Here is an 18,125-nt window from a genome sequence, read left to right as displayed (position 1 = left end):
GCGACGCAGAGGATGAACAGGATAACGCCGAGTATCTTGATGGCTGGATGCATGAATCACGATGAAAAACACCCGCCGGTTGTTCAGTGCCAACCGGCGGGTGTTCTCCCAGGGGCTGAAAAGAGGTGCCGGATCGCCGGCGGCTTACTGAATCTGACGCATCAGCTCCTCTGCCTCGCGTCGCTGCCCTTCGTCACCGTCACTGACCACTTCCTCCAGTGTGGCACGGGCCCCCTCAGCATCACCCATCTCGATGTAGGCTCGGGCCAGATCCAGCTTGGTGCTGATCTCGTCGCCCAGGCTGAAGTCTTCATCCTCGGCACTGCCCAGTTCATCCATGGTGCGAGCAGCATCATCCGCGTCAAAGGTGTCATCCAGCCATCGGGTATCGACATCGGAATCCAGATCCTCACCCGTCGCCTTGGGCGCGGCGGACTCGCCCTTGTCCATGGCCTCCTTGTCCATGGCCTCCATGTCATCCAGATCGAAGTTCAGGTCGTCGGCATCCAGTTGCAGGGTCGAGTCCTGGTCATCCGTGCCATCGGTCGTTGAATGCCCGACATCACGGTCCCGGGTCTGGGGTTCATCCAGCTCCGAAAAGGGCTCATCCATCTGCAACGTGGCGGTATCATCCGCCAAACCGGACGGCGCCCGCTTCGGCTCATCAGCCCCGGTATCCTCTCCCTGGTCCAACCCCGCCCCGGGCACACCTTCACCCAGGTCCTTGGCCCACTCCTCGTCCAGGAAGCCACTGTCGTCCAGGTCAAACTCCAGCGTGGCATCATCGGCATCCGAGCCCGAGGTGCGAGCAGGGACTTCAGGCATGTCCGGGGTGGGCGAGGCCGTCCGTGACGGAGGCGGCACCCGAGTGGGCGCCTCGTCTGAAACCTCCTTGCTGGCACCGGTGGGCGCCCCCCCCCCAATGTCCTCGGGAAGATCCAGATCCAGATCCCCGATACCGGAGACTTGCGTGTAATCCCCAGCGTCCTCCCCGTCTCCCAGACCCATATCGTCCAGGTCATCGCGAATCTCGAAGTCCACTTCGGAGAGCGACCCTTCCAGCTCCGCGGTATCCAGGTCGAAGTCACTGGTATCGGGGCGCTCGGGAGCGGGCTGGCCCGATGTGGCCACACCGCGGAACAAGGGATTGTCAGGGCTGATCTCCTGCCCCATGAGCACCACGCGATCCCATAGCTTGCTGGGACGTTCACCCAGGGACTGGCGCATGTCCGCCGCCACCCCCTCAAAGGCTTCCCGATTCTTGCCGGCGAAATAGGCCTCGGCCAGCTTGAAACGATAATCCAGGCGGTCCGGATCCTGTTTCACGGCATTCTCCAGCAGGTCTTCCGCCTGCTGGTAGAGCCCGTAGGCCAGATACACATCCGCCTCGGCCACCGTATCATCGTTTGAGACCTCATCCCGATGGCGTGGCCCTCCATCATCCACTGCTTCAGCGGTGGCTCCACCGGAAACGGTGAATTCCATGGTATCCGTCAGTTCAGCAGCATCCCCCATGGGCCTCTTCGGCGAAGGCAACTGGGTCTCCATGGTGTCCATCATTGCCGTGGACATATCCTCACCGGAGTCCGGCTCAACACCGAAGGCAGGACGCCCCTGACCGGCTTCATCCCGGGCCGTGCCAGTGGCGCCCGCCGCCGCAGCGCCACCCGCTGCCGCAGCGGCCAGCCCCTGACCCGATGCGCCCGCTTCGCCCTTGAGGGTGGCATCCGCCACCGGGGCAGCGGCCTCTTCGCCATCGTCCTGGTCACGCAAGCGACGAATCATCAACCAGAGCAGGGCGAGAATCAGCAAGAGACCAAAGCCCGCCCCCATGAGCAGCGCCGGGTTATTCAACAACTGGGTCAGCGCGGTGGGCCGCGGCTCCGACTCAGCGGGTGCAGGGGGCGCCGGGGTGGCCTCGGGCGCTGGGCTCACATCCGGACCTGAATCCGACGGAGGCACCACCGACTCGGGAGCTGTTGGCAGGGGCTGGGTGGGCAAGGCCGGAGGCAGGTAGTCCGGCTCGCGACCCTCCATACGGGCCAGTTGATTCTGCAGGTCCGCCAACTGCTGATTGGTGAGGGTCAGCAGGCGGGTCTGCCTTTCCAGCAAGCCTTCCAGTTCCTCTACCCGGTTACGCAGCTCATCCGCCTCCTGGCGGCGGGACTCGGTGGTTTCCCGCAACAGGGCCAGTTCCTGCTGCAGGCGTTGGGCCTCATCATCGGTGGCGACATCGCCCACGATCTCCAGGCGGGCATCATCCCCCGCCGATGCGTCCGGCGCCGGTTCCGCGGAGGTTTCGGGAGCCGCCTCACCGGATGGCGACGCGGGCTCATCGGTGACAGCCACCTGGGGTTCAGGCTGTTCGGTGGCTCGCTCCCGGTATTCCCTCCATAGCCGGTTCTGGCGCATCACCTCCTGACGCGCTTCGCCGGGCGCCAGGCGAGTGATTTCATCACGCTCCGGCACGCGCAGCACCTGGCCGCTGCGCAGGTTATTGATATTGTTGTCCTCGAAGGCCTCGGGGTTGGCCCTGAGCAGGGCCAGCATCATCTGTTCGACGCTCACATCTGTATTGGGACGCAGCCGCTCCCCCAGTTGCCACAGGGTGTCGCCCCGACTGACCCGATAAGTGGAGGGGCCGGTATCGCGGGGCGCTTCGGCGCGCGTCACGCCCGGTGGCGAAGTTTCGCGCCCGGGGGCCGGTGCCGAGGGGGCCGGGGTGGGCTGGCGCGTCTGTTCAAAGCGCGTGGGCGGATCCAGGAGGATAGTGTATTCGCGCACCAGGCGGCCGCTGGGCCAGCTGGCCTCAATAAGGAAGTTGAGGAAGGGTTCGCGGATGGGGTTGCGGGAGGTCACCCGGATGACATGGCGACCGTCACGGGTCGTCATCGGCTCGAAATCGAGTTCGGTCAGCCGGTGGTCACGGTCGATGCCCATGCGCGTGAACAGTGCGTCGGGGGCCAGTCGCACCACCAGATCGTCCACCTCGCCCGGCTCCACCGAGACCAGTTCGATCTCCGCCCGGAGGGGTTGGTTGAGCGCGGATCGGGGCTCGATTTCCCCCAGCCCCAGTCCCAGGCTCGCCCCCGGAACGATCAGGGCCCATACGGCGGTTCCCAAAGCCACTCTGCGCACAGCATCATCCCCTCTTTAACACGACCGGGGACCGTCCTGTTCATCCGGCCCGGCCGCCGTTCCCCCGGTTGAGCCTCCACGTGCAGCGGCCCGGGCGCTGCACCCGGTCCGCTGACTCAGGACAGGCTCGCGTTATAGGTAATCTTTTATCAAAACTTCGGCGATTTGGATACTGTTGAGGGCGGCACCCTTGCGCACGTTATCCGCAACCACCCACATATTCAGCCCCCTGGGATGGGAGATATCCTCGCGGATGCGGCCCACAAAGACCGGATCCCGATTGGCCCCCTCGGTGACCGCGGTGGGGTAACCGCCATCGGCACGCTCGTCCAGCACTTCCACGCCCGGCGCGTTTGCCAGCAGTTCGCGCGCCTTCTCGGCACTGATCTTGTCCCGGGTCTCGATATGCACGGCCTCGGAATGACCGTAGAACACCGGCACACGCACGGTGGTGGGATTCACCTGAATCGAGTCGTCCTCGAAGATCTTGCGGGTCTCCCAGACCATCTTCATCTCTTCCTTGGTGTAGCCATTCTCCAGGAAGACATCGATGTGCGGCAGGCAATTGAAGGCGATCTGCTTGGGATACACCTGGCATTCCACCGGTTGGCCGTTGAGCAGGCGTGCCGACTGACCGGCCAGTTCCTCGATGGCCTCCTTGCCGGTGCCTGACACCGCCTGGTAAGTGGCCACGTTGATGCGCTCGATACCCACGGCGTCGTGCAGGGGCTTGAGCGCCACCAGCATCTGAATGGTGGAGCAATTGGGGTTGGCGATGATGCCCCGATGGGTGTGCTGGGCCACGGCATGAGGGTTCACCTCCGGCACCACCAGCGGAATATCGTCGTCATAGCGGAACTGAGAGGTGTTGTCGATCACCACACAGCCGGCCGCAGCCGCCTTGGGCGCATATTCCTTGGAGACGGAGGCGCCGGGCGAGAACAGACCGATCTGCACCTTGGAGAAATCGAACTCGGCCAGGTCCTGCACCACCAGTTGACGGTCACCGAAACTTACCCGGGAACCGGCAGAACGGCTGCTGGCCACCGCATACACCTGCCCGACGGGGAAATTCCGTTCGGCCAGGATGGACAGCATGGTCTCGCCAACGGCGCCAGTCGCGCCGACAACGGCCACATCATAGGTTTTGCTCATCTTTGTAAATCCTTGGATCAAATACTGATTGATGGGTGCGTGGGTGACAAGGGATCAGTCGGACAGGGCGGCCACCACCGCCTGCCCCATCGTCTGGGTGTCCACCTTGTCGCAACCTTGAGTCCAGATATCCGGCGTGCGCAGGCCATCATCCAGCACCCGACCCACAGCCGCCTCGACACGGGCCGCCTGGGCCTCTTCATTGAGACTGTAGCGCAGCATCATGGCCACCGACAGCAGCGTGGCCAGCGGATTGGCCAGGCCCTGCCCGGCAATATCGGGAGCCGAGCCATGAATGGGCTCGTACAGACCCTTTCCATGGGCATCCAGGGAGGCGGAAGGCAGCATGCCGATGGAGCCGGTGAGCATGGCGGCCGCGTCGGAGAGGATGTCGCCGAACATGTTCTCGGTGACGATCACGTCGAACTGCTTGGGCGCGCGCACCAACTGCATGGCGGCATTGTCCACGTACATGTGGGACAGCGCCACATCCGGGTAATCCTTGGCCACCCGCTCCACCACTTCGCGCCACAGTTGTGAGACCTCCAGCACATTGGCCTTGTCCACGGAACACAGGCGCCGATCCCGCTTCATGGCGATATCAAAGCCACTGCGGGCGATGCGTTCAATCTCCGGCTCGGAATAGATGATGGTGTTATAGCCTTGGCGCACGCCATCCTCGCGGGTATCGATGCCCCGAGGCTTGCCAAAATAGGCTCCACCGGTGAGTTCCCGCAGGATCATGATGTCCAGGCCACCGACAATCTCCGGCTTGAGGGCGGAGGCCGAAGCCAATTGCGGGTAGAGGATGGCCGGGCGCAGGTTGGAGAAGAGTTCCAGCTGTGCACGGATGGCCAACAGGCCGCGCTCAGGGCGCTTCTCCCAGGGCAGTTCGTCATAGCGAGGGCCACCCACGGCACCCAGCAGCAATCCATCGGCCTCACGGGCCAGCTTCAGGGTCTGTTCCGGCAGGGGCTCACCGGCAGCATCGTAGCCGGCGCCACCAATGGGGGCCTTTTCCAGCTCGGCATCCAGGCCGAAGCGCTCGCGCAGGGCGTTGAGCAGGCGGGTCGCCTCGGTAACGATCTCGGGGCCGATGCCATCACCGGGCATGACAAGGATTTTATGGGTCATGGGATACTCGGAATTACAACAGGAGTTGATTGAACACTGGGCCAGCCGGAGCCGCCCTCCAGGGCAGGCGGCCCCTCGACGTGCGTGAATCGTTTATCAGGCCGGAAACAACCAGGGCGCCTCGGCACCGCGCTTTTGTTCGTAGGCCCGGATGTCATCGGCATGTTGCAGGGTGAGACCGATATCATCCAGCCCATTGAGCAGACAATGGCGCCGGAAGGGATCCACCTGAAAGGAGAAGCGCTCACCCGAAGGGGTCTCCACGGTCTGGGCCTCCAGGTCCACGGTCAACTGATAGCCGGGCTCGGCCAGCACCTCATTGAAGAGTTGATCGACGATGGCCTCGTCCAGCACCAGCGGCAGGAGTCCGTTCTTGAAACTGTTGCTGAAGAAGATATCCGCATAGCTCGGGGCGATCACGGCCCGAAAACCATAATCGGTCAAGGCCCACACCGCGTGCTCGCGGGAGGAACCGCAGCCGAAATTCTTGCGGGCCAGGAGCACCTGTGCGCCCTGATAGCGGGGATCGTTCAGCACGAAGTCCGGGTTCTGGCGACGCTGACTGTGATCCATCCCCGGCTCGCCCGGGTCGAGATAACGCCAGTCATCGAACAGCGTGGGACCAAAGCCCGTGCGCTTGACGGATTTCAGATACTGCTTGGGGATGATGGCGTCGGTGTCCACATTGGAGCGGTCCAGCGGCGCCACCTTGGCGGTCAGTCTTTGAAATTTTTCCATGGGGTCACCTCATTCAGTTCATGTCGCGGACATCGACGAAATGCCCGGCCACCGCAGCGGCGGCCGCCATGGCGGGGCTCACCAGGTGGGTGCGCCCACCCAGGCCCTGGCGACCCTCGAAATTGCGATTGGAGGTGGAGGCGCAACGTTCACCGGGCTCCAGGCGGTCGGCGTTCATGGCCAGACACATGGAGCAACCCGGGTCGCGCCATTCGAAGCCGGCCTCCAGGAACACCTTGTCCAGGCCTTCCTGTTCCGCCTGCTGCTTCACCAGGCCCGAGCCCGGCACCACCATGGCCAGTTTGACGTTCTCGGCCACCCGACGCCCCTTGACCACCTGGGCTGCAGCGCGGATGTCTTCCAGACGACCGTTGGTGCAGGAACCGATGAACACCTTGTCCACCTGGATATCGGTCACGGGCATGCCGGCCTGCAGGCCCATGTATTCCAGCGCCCGTTCCATGCCCCGGGTCTTGACTGCGTCGCCGGACAGGGCCGGGTCGGGCACCCGACCGCCGATCGGGGCCACCATCTCCGGAGAGGTCCCCCAGCTCACCTGGGGCTGGATGCCGGCGGCATCGATGTGCACCACGTGGTCAAACTTCGCATCCGGATCGGATTTCAGCTCCCGCCAGGCAGCCACGGCCTGCTCCCAGTGTTCGCCACGGGGGGCATAGGGGCGATCCTTCACATAATCGATGGTGGTCTGGTCCACGGCCACCATGCCGGCCCGGGCTCCCGCCTCAATGGCCATGTTGCATACGGTCATGCGCCCCTCCATGGACAGATCACGAATCGCCTCGCCACCAAACTCGATGGCGCAACCCGTGCCACCAGCAGTACCGATCTCGCCGATGATGGCCAGCACGATGTCCTTGGCGGTGACACCGGGCCCCACCTTGCCGTCCACGGAGACCAGCATGTTCTTCATCTTCTTCTGCAGCAGACACTGGGTGGCCAGCACGTGCTCCACCTCCGAGGTGCCGATACCCACGGACAGGGCCCCGAAGGCCCCATGGGTGGAAGTATGGGAGTCACCGCAAACCACGGTCATGCCGGGCAATGTGGCGCCCTGCTCCGGACCAATCACATGCACGATGCCCTGACGCACGTCGCTCATGGGGAAGAAGGTGATGCCCAGGCTTGTGACGTTGTCCTGAAGCGTTTCCACCTGGATGCGGGAGACGGGATCGGCGATGCCCCGGTCCCGGTCCGTGGTGGGCACATTGTGATCCGGCACGGCCAGCACCGTATTGGTACGCCAGGGCTGACGTCCAGCCAGACGCAGGCCTTCGAAGGCCTGGGGCGACGTCACCTCATGTACCAGATGCCGGTCGATGTAAAGCAGAGCCGTGTCATCGTCCTCGCGGCGTACCACGTGGGCATCCCAGAGTTTGTCGTAGAGTGTCTTTCCGGTCATGAATGAATACCTCAATTGCCTCTGGCAAGGGGACAGAGGCCGGGATTGAATAATCGCTGCCTTATCTTATCAGACCACGGCTAAAACCCGTTCGTCCGGGAGGTGGGGGATGATATCAGTGCAGACTGGCGCGAGCCGCTTCCCAGCAGGGCTGCCACAAACCCCGTGGTTGCCAGTCCCGAGGCCATCACATACACCCACAAGGGACCCAGGCCATCCCAGATGTAACCACTGGCCAGGGCTCCCATGGCGCCTCCCAGACCAAAGCTGAGGGAGGAATACAGGGCCTGACCCCGACCCTGCTGACGCCCGACGAAGAACTGGTGGATCAGTGAGATGGCTGCCGCGTGGTACAGGCCATAGCTGGCCGCGTGCATGCATTGAATGACCACCAGCAGCGGCAGGCTGTCCACGAAACCCGCCAACAGCCCCCAGCGCACCGCGGTAATCAGCAGAGCCAGAGCGAGCAGACGCCAGGCGCCAAAACGCGGCAGCCAGCGATGCATCATCAGGAATACACCCACCTCCGCCAGCACCCCAAGTGCCCAGAGATAACCGGCCACCGTGCGGGTGTAGCCATGCTCCTCCAGATACAGGGTAAAGAACGCATAATAGGGGCCGTGACTGGCCTGCATCATGAAACAGGCCACCAAAAGCAGGATCACCGCCGGGATCTTCAGGGTGGTCCACAGGGTTTCCGGCTCGGGCCCGGAATGGTCTACCCCCCCATCTCGCACCCGCAGGGTGCTGAGCCACAGGGCGCCCAGCAGTGTCAGAACGATCCAGGGCAACCAGGACACACCCACAGTCTCGAATACCGCCCCCAGGCTGCCTACGGAGAGCACGAAGCCGATGGAACCCCAGAGCCGGATGCGGCTGTAGGCGTGGGTGCTCTTGCCCAGGTGATTCATGGTGGTGGCTTCGAACTGGGGCAGCGCGGCGTTCCAGAAGAAACTGAACAGGGCCATGGTGACCGCCACCCACCAGTAGCCGGAGTGAAACAGCAAACCGGCAAAGCAGATCATGGCCATACCGGCAGCAATGCGCACCACCAGCGTGCGTTTGCCGGTGTGGTCCGCCAGCCAGCCCCAGACATTGGGGGCGATGATCTTGGTGGCCAGGATGATGGCCATGAGTTCGCCGATCTGCCCAGCGCCAAAGCCCTGCTCCTTCAGGTACAGGCCCCAGTAGGGCATGAAGGCGCCGATGCTGGCGAAATAGAAAAAATAGAAGCTGGAGAGTTTCCAGTACGAAGCAGGCATGGTGTTTCCGGAATCAAGGCGGTTGGGGCGAGGGCGGCGAACAGGGCGTCGTGCCCGCCGCTCCCCCCATCCCCGGCCCTTCTCCCCTGAGGGGAGAAGGGAGGTCGCTGTTGATCAGAGGGGGCAACTGGAACCCCTAACGCCCCCCCACCTGCCCCCGATGCCGCAGCGCATGATCCATCAGCACGATGGCCAGCATGGCCTCGGCGATGGGGGTGGCGCGGATGCCCACGCAGGGGTCGTGGCGCCCGGTGGTGATCACCTCCACTGGCTCGCCATGCACATCCAGGGATCGTCCCGGCAAGCGGATGCTCGAGGTGGGCTTCAAGGCCATGCTCACGCGAATGTCCTGACTCGAGGAGATCCCGCCCAGCACACCGCCGGCATGGTTGGAGACAAATCCTTCCGAGGTCATCTCATCCCGGTGTTCGGTGCCTTTTTGCTCCACACAGGCAAAACCATCACCCACCTCCACCGCCTTGACCGCATTGATGCCCATCATGGCATGGGCGATGTCGGCGTCCAGCCGGTCGAATACCGGCTCGCCCCAACCGGCTGGCAGCCCCGAGGCCTCCACGTTGATGCGGGCACCGATGGAATCCCCCTCCTTGCGCAGGGCATCCATATAGGCCTCCAGCTCCGGCACCTTGGCGGCATCGGGACAGAAGAAGGGGTTGGTGTCCACCACGGACCAGTCCACGGTCTCGATACGGATCGGCCCCAGTTGCGCCAGATAACCCCGCACCTGCACCCCGAAGTGCTCACGCAGATACTTCTTGGCAATGCCACCGGCGGCCACCCGCATGGCGGTCTCCCGGGCCGAACTGCGACCCCCGCCCCGGTAATCCCGCAGGCCATATTTCTTGAAGTAGGTGTAATCCGCATGACCGGGCCGGAAGCGCTCGGCGATCTCCGAATAGTCCTTGGAGCGCTGGTCTGCGTTCTCGATCAAAAGCCCAATCGGCGTCCCGGTGGTCACACCCTCAAAGACGCCGGAGAGGATCTTCACCTGATCCGGCTCCCTGCGCTGGGTGGTATGCCGGGAGGTCCCCGGACGACGCCGATCCAGGTCCCCCTGCAGATCGGCCTCGCTCAATGGCAGACCGGGTGGGCAGCCATCGACGATACAGCCGATGGCCGGGCCGTGGCTCTCGCCAAAGCTGGTCACAGTAAACAGCTTGCCTATGGTGTTTCCGGACATGGATGCTCGGGCCCCGTGGGATGGACCCTCCCCCGCCAGGCGGGAGAGGGTTTGGGGTAAGGGCAGAGGGCGGCGGGATCAGATCACGCGGGAGAAGCGCTGTTCCGTGGCCTCACGCAGATAACGGTCAAAGGTCATGCAGATGTTACGGATCAGCAGACGACCGGCGGGCTGCACGGTGATGGCGCTGCCGGAGATCTTGATCAGACCATCATCTTCCATGGCCTTGAGCTCCTTGAGTTCACGGGCGAAGTAATCCCTGAACTTGATGCCGTGCACCTTTTCCACGTCCTCGAAGGCCAGTTCGAAGTGGCAGATCAGACGGGTGATCACATCGCGGCGCAGCACATCGTCGGCGTCCAGCTCCACCCCGCGGAAGACCGCCAGCCTGCCCTCATCGATGCACTGGAAGTACTTTTCCAGGTCATGGTGGTTCTGGCTGTAGCTGTTACCTACCACGCCCACGCTGGTGGAACCCAGGCCCACCAGGTCACAGTTGGAGTGGGTGGAATACCCCTGGAAGTTACGGTAGAGGGTGTGGTCCCGCTGGGCCACTGCCAGTTCGTCGTCGGGCTTGGCGAAGTGGTCCATGCCGATGTACACGTAACCGGCCTCCGTGAGCTGCTGGATGGTCTGCTGCAGCATGGCCAGCTTCTCCCCGGGGCTGGGCAGGGCCTCCTCGTCGATGCGGCGCTGGGGCTTGAAGCGATCCGGCAGGTGGGCGTAGTTGAACACCGAGATCCGGGCCGGATCCACCTTGATGATCTTGTCGATGGTGTCCCCAAAGGTCTTGCGATCCTGATGGGGCAGGCCGTAGATCAGGTCCACGCTGGTGGAACGGAAGCCCAGGCTTCTGGCCTCTTCCAGCACGCCCAGCACCAGCGACTCGCTCTGCACGCGGTTCACGGACTTTTGCACTCTCTCGTCAAAGTCCTGCACACCCAGGCTGATGCGGTTGAAGCCCAGCTTGCGCAGCAGGCCCAGGGTGCTGTCGTCCACTTCCCGCGGGTCGATCTCGATGGAGTACTCGCCGGTATCGTCATCCAGCAAACCAAAGTGCTCGGCCGTCTTGCCCATGAGTTCGGTCATCTCGTCGTGGGAGATGAAGGTGGGCGTGCCACCACCCCAGTGCAGCTGGGTCACCGGCCGGGACTTGTCGAACAGCGCCCCCTGCATGGCCATTTCCTTGTACAGACGATCCAGATAGGGCTTGGCCTTGGTGCGATCCTTGGTGACCACCTTGTTGCAGGCGCAGTAGAAGCACACCGTATCGCAGAAGGGGATGTGGAAGTACAGCGACAGCGGTCGCCCGCTGGCATTGGTTTCCTTGGCCATCTCCGCGTAGCGCTCCGCCCCGAAGCCTTCGTGGAACTGTACCGCCGTGGGATAGGACGTGTAGCGGGGACCCGCCGTGTTATAACGGTTGATCAGGTCCAGATCGAAATCGATGGTCTGCGACAAGCTCATGGCGGCTAGGTACCCGGGGATAGAGTGTTGATCATGTATTGTAACCGTTCATCATAAACATGCCGAACTCGATTGGCACGCCCAACCGGTCATTTGCGTGACTTGTGCCATGTGGGAGCCATGCGGGATCCACTGGTGCACCCCGCCGGACAGGCCTCACCTCAGAGCGACTGCACCTGCTCGGCAGTGAGCAGGAAGACCCCCTGCCCCCCGTGCTCGAACTCCAGCCAGGTGAACGGCACATCCGGCAGGCGGGCCTCCAGGGCCGGGGCGCTATTCCCCACCTCCACCACCAGGATGCCACCGGCATTCAGGTGCCGACCGGCGTCTTTCAGGATACGCAGCGTGGCTTCCAGGCCATCGGGACCGGACGAAAGTCCCAGTTCCGGTTCATGGCGAAATTCCGGGGTCAGCGCCGCCATGTCAGCAGCGTCCACATAGGGCGGATTACTCACGATGATGTCGTAACACCGCGACCCAAGCCCCGCCATCAGGTCCGACTCCAGGGCCTCCACGCGATCCTCGAGCCCATGCAGCCGGATATTCTCCCGGGCCACGGCCAGGGCATCCGGGGACACATCACTCAGATCCACCCGGGCATCCGGGAACACATGGGCGCAGGCGATGCCAATGCAGCCGCTGCCGGTGCACAGGTCCAGCACCCGCCCCGCCCGGCCGGGGTCGACCCAGGGCGCAAACCCCTGACCGATCAGCTCTGCCAGGGGCGAACGCGGTACCAGCACCCGCTCGTCCACCTTGAATTCCATCCCCATGAAAAAGGCCCGGCCGGTGAGGTAGGCAGCCGGCTTGCGGGTCTCCACCCGCTGGTGTAACAGAGCTGCCACCTGACGACGTTCCTCCCGGGTAAGGCGACAATCCAGCCAGGCACCCGAGAGGTCATGGGGGAGATGCAGGGCGTGGAAGACCAGCCAGGCGGCCTCGTCCAGGGCATTGTCGGTGCCATGACCGAAGGTGAGACCGGCGGCCGTGAACCGGCTCATGCCGAAGCGGATGTAATCACGCACCGTGACCAGGTCGTCGGTGTCAAAGGAGATGTCCATGAGATTCATGCGGGTGATGGAGGGCTGTGGGATAATACTCCCATGAGCGATCAAGAGGCCAACTGGCAGGACTGGCTCAAGGCCCTGCCCCTGTATCTGCTGCCCCACCACGCCCTCTCGCGGGGGGTGTACCGATTATCACGCTGGGAGACCCGCCTGAAGGACCCGGTGGCACGCTGGTTCATTCGTCAATACGGGCTCAACATGGCCGAGGCCCTGGATCCGGAGCCCGCCCACTACGCCAGTTTCAATGCCCTGTTCACCCGGGCCCTGCATCCTGACGCCCGCCCCCTGGACACGCATCCGGATGCCCTGCTCAGCCCTGCGGATAGCCGTGTCAGCCAGTTTGGCCGCCTGCGCGACGGGCGCATGATCCAGGCCAAGGGACATGACTATTCGGCTCAGGAACTCCTGGGAGGCTGCCCGGAGCGAGCGGCGCCGTTCATGAATGGGAATTTCATCACCCAGTACCTGTCCCCCAGCGACTATCACCGGGTACACATGCCCTGGGATGGCGTGCTTCGGGAAACCGTCTACGTGCCCGGCCGGCTGTTCTCGGTGGCCCCCTTCACCACCCGCACCATTCCGCGGCTGTTCGCCCGCAACGAGCGCCTGGTCTGCCTCTTCGACACCGACATGGGCCCCTTGGCCATGGTGCTGGTGGGGGCCATCAATGTGGCCTCCATCGAGACTGTCTGGTCCGGTGAGGTCACGCCCCGCCTACCACGGAAGCTGGAAGTGAAGGACCACCGATCCGAAACGGTGAGTCTGTCCCGGGGCGATGAGATGGGCCGTTTCAACCTGGGCTCAACGGTCATCCTGCTGCTGCCGGAGGGCGCCGTCGAGTGGTCTGATGAACTGACCGGTGGACGCAAGCTGAAGATGGGTGAGGCCCTGGGCTGGATGAAGCCAGTGGGCATGCGCTCGAATCCCTAGGCCCGCTCCCAATCGAAGGCGAGCACATCGCGGAGAGTCTCCACGCCAAACAGACACATCGCCAGACGATCCACCCCCAGGGCCACACCGGCACAGTCCGGCAAACCGGCCTCCAGGGCCTCGATCAGCCGCTCATCCAGCGGCACCGGTGACAGGCCCTGCTGCGCCCGACGGTCCCGATCCGCCTGGAAACGGCGACGCTGCTCCGCCGCATCCCCCAGTTCGTGAAAGCCGTTGGCCAGCTCCATGGCCCCCCAATACACCTCAAAACGCTCGGCCAAGGGGGGCTCTCCGGGGCGCACCCGCGCCAGGGCCGCCTGACTGGCCGGATAGTCGTGAACAAGGGTCAGGGTGTTCGCCGGAAAGGCCTCACAGACCACCATGGACATCAGCAGATCCAGCCAGCCATCCCGATCCAGGCTGCCCTGCACATCCAGCCCCAGGGACCGGGCGCGGCGGGATAATTCCATCTCCCCCGCCTGGAACGGATCCACGCCAGCGTGGCGGAGCATGGCCTCGCGGTAGGTCAGCACCTGCGCGGGGGCCGCGAGCCGGTCGCCGGCCACCTGGCGGATCAGGGCTTCCACCTCGGCCATCAGCGCATGATGGTCAAAGCCCACCCGGTACCACTCCAACAGGGTGAATTCCGGGTTGTGACGGCGCCCTGCCTCCTCCCCCCGGAACACACGGGCGATCTGGTAGATATCCCCGCTTCCCGCCGCCAGCAGCCGTTTCATGGGAAATTCGGGAGAGCTATGGAGCCAGCGCCGGCCGCCCCCCATAGGTACCGAGAGGCTCTGGATGGCAGGGTCGGTGGCGCCGGCGGTGGACAGGTACGGGGTTTCCACCTCCAGCACCCCACGGCAGGCGAAGAAGGCGCGGATGTCTGCCAGCAGGCGTGCCCGTTGGCGTAACCGCTCCAGCGCGGCAGCCGGCGCCCAGGTCATGCCCGCGACACGTACTCGCCGCTACGGGTATCCACGCGGATCACATCGCCCTCGTTGACGAACAAAGGCACCTTGACCACCGCGCCGGTCTCCAGGGTGGCCGGCTTGGTGCCGCCGGTGGCGGTATCGCCGCGGATGCCCGGGTCGCACTGGGTAATGGTGAGTTCCACGAAGTTGGGCGGCGCCACCGACAACGGGGAATTGTTCCACAGGGTCACCACACAGGTGTCCTGTTCCTTGAGCCACTTCATGGCATCCGCCACGGCGGTCTCCCCGGCAGCGTACTGCTCGAAGTTATCGGGCACCATGAAATGCCAGAACTCGCCATCGTTATAGAGGTACTGCATCTCCGTGTCCATGACGTCGGCGGCTTCCACCGACTCGCCGGACTTGAAGGTCTTGTCCAGTACCCGGCCGGTCTTGAGATTGCGGATCTTTACGCGGCTGAAGGCCTGCCCCTTGCCAGGCTTGACGAACTCGTTCTCCACGATGGTACAGGGGTCGCCGTCCATCAGGATCTTGAGCCCGCTCTTGAATTCATTGGTGCTGTAGGTTGCCATACTCGAAGCTCTCCGGGTCGAGCCCCTCGGGCTCGCATTGGGGTAAGGGAAAACCGTGGATGCCGGACGCATCCGGGGCGAAACTGGCACCGGGCCCGGGAAACGCGGCAAAATGACCGACTGTCCCGTGTCCGCCCTCTGGGTAAAGCCGCCAATGATAACGCGATTGACTGCCGACCGTCAGGCTTGCGCCTGGCAGACGGCACTGGCCCAAGCCATCACCGATCCCGAGGTTTTGATCCGACGCCTGGACCTGGATGCAGGATTGCTGCCCACGGCCCGGATGGCGGCGCAGCAGTTTCGCCTGAAGGTGCCGGAGAGCTACGTGGCCCGCATGCAGTCGGGCAACCCGAACGACCCCCTGCTGCGCCAGGTATTGCCCATGGGAAACGAGCTTCAGCAAGCGCCCGGATTCGTGAAAGACCCGGTGGGGGACCTTGATGCCATGGCCGCCCCGGGCGTCATCCAGAAATACGCGGGCCGGGCCTTGCTGATCGCCACCGGGGCCTGCGCCATTCACTGCCGTTACTGCTTTCGCCGCCATTACCCCTATGGGCAGGCCTCGGCCGGGCGCAACCACTGGCCACACACACTGGCCTGGCTGCGCGCGCGGCCGGACATCCATGAGGTCATTCTCAGCGGCGGCGACCCGCTGATGCTGACCGACGGGGAACTGGCGGCCATGGCAAGGGATCTTGCCCGAATCAACCACCTGCGCACCCTGCGGCTGCACACCCGGCTACCGGTGATCCTTCCCGAACGCATTGGCGCGGATCTCATTCAATGGATTGCTGATACCCGTCTGCGAGTGGTGATGGTGATCCACGCCAACCACGCCCAGGAACTCGATCCGTCCACCCGTAACGCCTTCGCGGCCCTGGCTCAGGCCGGTGTGCGAATTTTCAATCAGGCCGTTCTCTTGCGTGGCGTCAATGACAACGTCGCTGCCCTGCGTGATCTTGGCGAGGCCCTGTTCGACTCGGGCGTGCAGCCTTATTACCTGCACCTGCTGGACCCGGTGTGCGGGGCCACGCATTTCGCGGTGGAAGATGTCGTTGCCGTTGAACTCATGCAGGCATTGGCGGCCGATCAGCCCGGCTACCTGCTACCCCGGCTGGTCCGGGAAATCCCTGGGGCCGCCGGAAAGTCCCCGGTGATCTGATCCCACTCATATCCCCCCCATACGAACCCTACCCCACACACTTATTTGTAAATATTCTCGACGTGCGCTATAAAATAAGTGAACTACGTCACACTTTTTAATGTCTCTGTATGCACTCAAGAGACACGCTGGAGCACGCCGCCATGCTGGTCGGGACCCCATCAATGCACCTGGACACCGAGCCATTCCCCACGCAGCCACGCAAGGTCAAGCGCTGGCTCAAGAGCCTGCCCCTGGCCAACACCGGCGAAACCACCCGACTGTTTTACCAGGGCCTGACGGCATTCAACCAGTCGCAGGTCTCCCCCTACGACCGCCTGGAAATCCTCGAACTGCTGCGCCCGACCCGTAAACTGATCGGTGATCAGCTGGCCCGACACTTCATCAGTCGCGCCCTGCCGCTACCCGCCCGCAGCCAGCGCATTGCGAACATCAACACCGACCTTCTTCACGAGGTCGCCACCGGCTACCTCAAGGTGGTACAGGCGGGCAGTTCCGGCACGAATGCTCTGGCCCCGCGCCACCTGGCCCTGGCCATTCATCGGGCCATGCGCGCCCTGGCGGAAAGCCACTTTCACGCCGGGCGTCTGTACCAACCCACGCCCGAGGGGTTGTGGGAACAGGCCCACTGGCTCTACCACCTGGCTGAACAAAAACAACTCGCCACCCAGGAAATCAAGGATCCCCATCTGGATGTTCAGCGGCGTTGCACGGTGGCGCAAACCTACAAGCAGATGAGCCTCTACAGCCTGGCGGAACCGCTCACCCTGCATCAGGGAGATGCCGACGCCGTGGCCCGCTACCTGGAGAAAGCCGCTGATGCCTGTGCCATCACCGCATCCCCGGTGGCGGACAATGCCGGCTACCTCTACGTGGTGGCCCCAGGCGCTGATGAGCCACCGGCCCATATTCATGAGTCCGAGGCCAGCCGGCATGAAACCGTGCGTTACCTCAACCTGCTCCCGTTGATCCGTCAGATACGGGAAGGGATGCGCAGCAACAGTCAGGATACCCTCGGCCCGCTCCACGCAGACACCGCAGCCCGCGTCCTTCAGGCGTGGACCAACAGCGCCCGACGTCGCTTCAGCCGCATGTCACGCGATGGCCACATTGACGTCATGCTGGGCATCAATGCCATCCACTCCGTGATCCGCGAGGCCGTGAACCCTGAACTCCGTCCACTCGGGCAGGAGCAAGAGCGGGACATGGCCTTTGAGGAACTGTCCCTGGAAAGGATGTCTGACAACCCACGCGACCAGGGCGAGGGCATTACCGTGCGCTACCTGGCAGACCTGCCCCAGGATGTGAGTTCCAGCGTCTGGGACGCCATTGCCAAAGGCAATCTGGTGACTGACCGCACCACGGCAGACCATTCAGCGCCGCCGCCCACCCAGGAGAACAACCCCACACCCAGTCCCTGGGAGGTCCTCGACGCCAGCGCCGGTGGCTTCCGGCTGGGCTGGCGGGGCGACATGAGCGTGCGCGTGCAGGTAGGTGAGCTCATCGCCCTGCGGGACTCCACCTCGGGACGCGGACAGTGGCGCCCCGGCATGGTCCGCTGGATACGCAATCACAGCGATTCCAGCCTGGAAGTGGGCGTCAAGATGCTGGCTCCCAAGGCCATGCCGGCAGAGATCAGCCCGATGCGGCATGGTCGCCCCCTGGGGCGCCCTGTCCCGAGCCTGCTGCTGCCGCGGGTCAAGGTACTGGAACAACGTGCCACCCTGATCTGCCGGGCTGGCCTGTTCGAGACGAACGAACGGGTGTCCGTCACCCTGGCAGGCCGCACCCGTGAGATCACCCTCTCTGCCATCGAAACCCAGTCCAGTCTGTTCACTCAATTCCAATTCCTCCCGGCACCGTCCAGAGGGGACGCTGACCGCGAAACGACAGACCGGGAAGAGGCACTCTGGCCAGACATCCTCTAGCGTATCCAGCCCGCTC

14 protein-coding genes are annotated in these 18,125 nt (G+C 63.8%); 3 read left to right on the top strand and 11 right to left on the bottom strand.

The features are described from left to right. Positions 1–144: 144 nt before the first annotated feature. The 9 genes from BMY52_RS10375 to prmB form a co-directional block, all read right to left on the bottom strand. Positions 145–3,138: a FimV/HubP family polar landmark protein gene (locus tag BMY52_RS10375; RefSeq protein WP_245740774.1), complete on the bottom strand. Its 2,994-nt coding sequence runs from the start codon at positions 3,136–3,138 to the stop codon at positions 145–147. A 132-nt stretch (positions 3,139–3,270) separates the two neighbouring features. Continuing rightward, on the bottom strand, positions 3,271–4,293 hold the full coding sequence (locus tag BMY52_RS10370) for an aspartate-semialdehyde dehydrogenase (RefSeq protein WP_090254124.1): 1,023 nt from the start codon (positions 4,291–4,293) through the stop codon (positions 3,271–3,273). A gap of 54 nt (positions 4,294–4,347) precedes the next feature. Further along, the gene (leuB, locus tag BMY52_RS10365; protein WP_090254122.1) at positions 4,348–5,427 is read right to left on the bottom strand and encodes a 3-isopropylmalate dehydrogenase; all 1,080 of its coding nucleotides are present in this window, start codon (positions 5,425–5,427) and stop codon (positions 4,348–4,350) included. Between the two features lie 96 nt (positions 5,428–5,523). Beyond that, complete coding sequence (gene leuD, locus BMY52_RS10360; protein WP_090254120.1) at positions 5,524–6,165, bottom strand: 3-isopropylmalate dehydratase small subunit; 642 nt, start codon at positions 6,163–6,165, stop codon at positions 5,524–5,526. A 13-nt stretch (positions 6,166–6,178) separates the two neighbouring features. Then, positions 6,179–7,585: a 3-isopropylmalate dehydratase large subunit gene (leuC, locus tag BMY52_RS10355; RefSeq protein WP_090254117.1), complete on the bottom strand. Its 1,407-nt coding sequence runs from the start codon at positions 7,583–7,585 to the stop codon at positions 6,179–6,181. Positions 7,586–7,665: 80 nt separating this feature from the next. Beyond that, entirely contained in the window at positions 7,666–8,847 is a 1,182-nt protein-coding gene (locus BMY52_RS10350; protein ID WP_090254114.1) for an MFS transporter, read from the bottom strand. 136 nt (positions 8,848–8,983) lie between these two features. Then, positions 8,984–10,048, bottom strand: a complete 1,065-nt coding sequence (gene aroC, locus BMY52_RS10345; RefSeq protein WP_090254112.1) for a chorismate synthase — start codon at positions 10,046–10,048, stop codon at positions 8,984–8,986. A 78-nt stretch (positions 10,049–10,126) separates the two neighbouring features. After that, positions 10,127–11,515, bottom strand: a complete 1,389-nt coding sequence (gene hemN / locus BMY52_RS10340) for an oxygen-independent coproporphyrinogen III oxidase (protein ID WP_090254111.1) — start codon at positions 11,513–11,515, stop codon at positions 10,127–10,129. Positions 11,516–11,676: 161 nt separating this feature from the next. Beyond that, entirely contained in the window at positions 11,677–12,576 is a 900-nt protein-coding gene (gene prmB, locus BMY52_RS10335; protein ID WP_245740773.1) for a 50S ribosomal protein L3 N(5)-glutamine methyltransferase, read from the bottom strand. Positions 12,577–12,618: 42 nt separating this feature from the next. Here prmB and asd point away from each other — a divergent pair, with 42 nt between their 5' ends. Continuing rightward, on the top strand, positions 12,619–13,512 hold the full coding sequence (asd, locus tag BMY52_RS10330) for an archaetidylserine decarboxylase (RefSeq protein ID WP_090254108.1): 894 nt from the start codon (positions 12,619–12,621) through the stop codon (positions 13,510–13,512). On the opposite strand, the gene epmA is transcribed toward asd, so the two are convergent. Beyond that, on the bottom strand, positions 13,509–14,459 hold the full coding sequence (gene epmA, locus BMY52_RS10325) for an EF-P lysine aminoacylase EpmA (protein WP_090254106.1): 951 nt from the start codon (positions 14,457–14,459) through the stop codon (positions 13,509–13,511). The genes asd and epmA overlap by 4 nt on opposite strands. Further along, complete coding sequence (gene efp, locus BMY52_RS10320) at positions 14,456–15,019, bottom strand: elongation factor P (protein ID WP_025281169.1); 564 nt, start codon at positions 15,017–15,019, stop codon at positions 14,456–14,458. The genes epmA and efp overlap by 4 nt, the downstream gene beginning before the upstream one ends. A gap of 154 nt (positions 15,020–15,173) precedes the next feature. Here efp and epmB point away from each other — a divergent pair, with 154 nt between their 5' ends. Both epmB and BMY52_RS10310 read left to right on the top strand, forming a co-directional pair. Then, positions 15,174–16,181: an EF-P beta-lysylation protein EpmB gene (gene epmB / locus BMY52_RS10315; RefSeq protein WP_090254104.1), complete on the top strand. Its 1,008-nt coding sequence runs from the start codon at positions 15,174–15,176 to the stop codon at positions 16,179–16,181. A 164-nt stretch (positions 16,182–16,345) separates the two neighbouring features. Beyond that, positions 16,346–18,109 carry a hypothetical protein gene (locus BMY52_RS10310; RefSeq protein ID WP_090254102.1) on the top strand — a complete coding sequence of 588 codons (1,764 nt, stop codon included), beginning with the start codon at positions 16,346–16,348 and terminating at the stop codon, positions 18,107–18,109. Positions 18,110–18,125: the final 16 nt, after the last annotated feature.

Origin of the sequence: Ectothiorhodospira marina (assembly GCF_900109495.1) — a bacterium.
Classification (GTDB): Bacteria; Pseudomonadota; Gammaproteobacteria; order Ectothiorhodospirales; family Ectothiorhodospiraceae; genus Ectothiorhodospira; species Ectothiorhodospira marina.
The sequence above is the reverse complement of the archived record's forward strand: the minus strand, read 5'-3'. Positions and strand labels throughout refer to the sequence as shown.

Bases quoted from the DNA above. Each gene is read 5' to 3' on its own strand.
- leuC (WP_090254117.1), bottom strand. From the start codon at position 7,585: ATGACCGGAAAGACACTCTACGACAAACTCTGGGATGCCCACGTGGTA.
- efp (WP_025281169.1), bottom strand. From the start codon at position 15,019: ATGGCAACCTACAGCACCAATGAATTCAAGAGCGGGCTCAAGATCCTG.
- epmB (WP_090254104.1), top strand. From the start codon at position 15,174: ATGATAACGCGATTGACTGCCGACCGTCAGGCTTGCGCCTGGCAGACG.
- BMY52_RS10370 (WP_090254124.1), bottom strand. From the start codon at position 4,293: ATGAGCAAAACCTATGATGTGGCCGTTGTCGGCGCGACTGGCGCCGTT.
- prmB (WP_245740773.1), bottom strand. From the start codon at position 12,576: ATGGACATCTCCTTTGACACCGACGACCTGGTCACGGTGCGTGATTAC.
- BMY52_RS10350 (WP_090254114.1), bottom strand. From the start codon at position 8,847: ATGCCTGCTTCGTACTGGAAACTCTCCAGCTTCTATTTTTTCTATTTC.
- asd (WP_090254108.1), top strand. From the start codon at position 12,619: ATGAGCGATCAAGAGGCCAACTGGCAGGACTGGCTCAAGGCCCTGCCC.
- leuD (WP_090254120.1), bottom strand. From the start codon at position 6,165: ATGGAAAAATTTCAAAGACTGACCGCCAAGGTGGCGCCGCTGGACCGC.
- hemN (WP_090254111.1), bottom strand. From the start codon at position 11,515: ATGAGCTTGTCGCAGACCATCGATTTCGATCTGGACCTGATCAACCGT.
- BMY52_RS10310 (WP_090254102.1), top strand. From the start codon at position 16,346: ATGCACCTGGACACCGAGCCATTCCCCACGCAGCCACGCAAGGTCAAG.
- aroC (WP_090254112.1), bottom strand. From the start codon at position 10,048: ATGTCCGGAAACACCATAGGCAAGCTGTTTACTGTGACCAGCTTTGGC.
- epmA (WP_090254106.1), bottom strand. From the start codon at position 14,459: ATGACCTGGGCGCCGGCTGCCGCGCTGGAGCGGTTACGCCAACGGGCA.
- leuB (WP_090254122.1), bottom strand. From the start codon at position 5,427: ATGACCCATAAAATCCTTGTCATGCCCGGTGATGGCATCGGCCCCGAG.